Below are 1,201 nucleotides of genomic sequence, written 5' to 3'. Positions count from 1 at the left end.
CCAGGTGAGCGCGGATGGCGTCGCCGAGCTGACCGGCGGCCAGCGCCCGCACCGTCACGTCATCAAGGACGTCCTCGTCGAGATCGACATGCAGGAAGCCGAGCGGTGTGCCGTGCAGGCGGATCAGGACGCGGGCCTCGCGGTACGGCTCGCCCGCGGCGTCGAGCGGCTCGGGCGGGATGACTGTCGGTGCGGCCAGCTCGACCTCCCCGCACCAGATCAGCCTGTTCGCCGATGCCGACCCACCTGTGGTGGCAGCTGGCGCCGGCCGGTCCAGGAGCGCATTCGCGAGGTAGGCACCCGGACCCCGGACGATCCCGGCCAGCTCCGCGGCGGACAACGATCGTGGATAGCCGTGTTGCTTGCCCAGGTTCTTAGGGCTGTTCGGATCGACCATGTGGCGTAGTCCGTGCGGCGCTCGTCGCAGCAGCTCGCGCCGTTCCCGCGGCCGGGTCAGCAGCCGTTTGGTGACCATCGCACCGAGACCGATGCCGTAGCCGTGCACCTGCCGGCGCAGCTGCGCCTGGCTCCGCCGGTGTGCATGGCGGACCAGCGCGGCCGGTTCGTAGACGAGGGCGTGTCCGGCCATCACCACCGACAGGTGCATGTCGAGGTCCTCGCCTCCGCGCGCACGCGTCCCCGCGCCCAGCCGGATGTCGAACCCGCCCAGGGCCCGCAGCACGTCCGCGCGAAACGCGCTGTTCGCGCCGCTGCCGAACACCCCGGCCGCGAACGGATACAGGAGGTCGTCCCCTCGATGCTCACGAAGGTCGAAGCGGTGGTGTTCGAAGCCCTTCCCGAAGCCACCGAACCGTTCGAAGAGCACCTGGGCGTCGGTGTCGAGCGCGAGTGGCATGATCAGTCCGGTCGCGCAGGCCACCCGCGGGTCGACAAAGCCCGCCAGCAGGAATTCCAGCCAGCGGCGGTCGACCTCGATGTCGTCATCGGTGAACACGACCAGCGGCGTCGAGATCGCGGCGAGACCGGCATTGCGGGCGCGGGAGAGTCCCGCGGCGGGCTCGGCCACGTAGCGGATGTCGGCGAGCCCGGCCCGCCGCAGCAGTGCCGGCACCCCGCTGTCACGCGGTCGGTTGTCGACCACGACGATGTCCGCCGGGCGTACCGTCTGGGCGGTGATGCCCGCCAGCGTGCGGGTCAGTGCCGCTGATGCGCAGCAGGTTGTCACGACCACTGTCGCGGA

Annotated in this window: 1 protein-coding gene; it reads right to left on the bottom strand. The window is 70.9% G+C overall.

All coding sequences use genetic code 11. The annotated features are described in order from the left end of the window. On the bottom strand, window positions 1–1,186 hold a 1,186-nt coding region (locus tag U9980_RS26025; RefSeq protein WP_322770344.1), incomplete at its 3' end, for a glycosyltransferase family 2 protein. Window positions 1,187–1,201: the final 15 nt, after the last annotated feature.

This window comes from Protofrankia sp. Cr1, assembly GCF_963555865.1.
Lineage (GTDB): Bacteria > Actinomycetota > Actinomycetes > Frankiales > Frankiaceae > Protofrankia.
The sequence above is the reverse complement of the archived record's forward strand: the minus strand, read 5'-3'. Positions and strand labels throughout refer to the sequence as shown.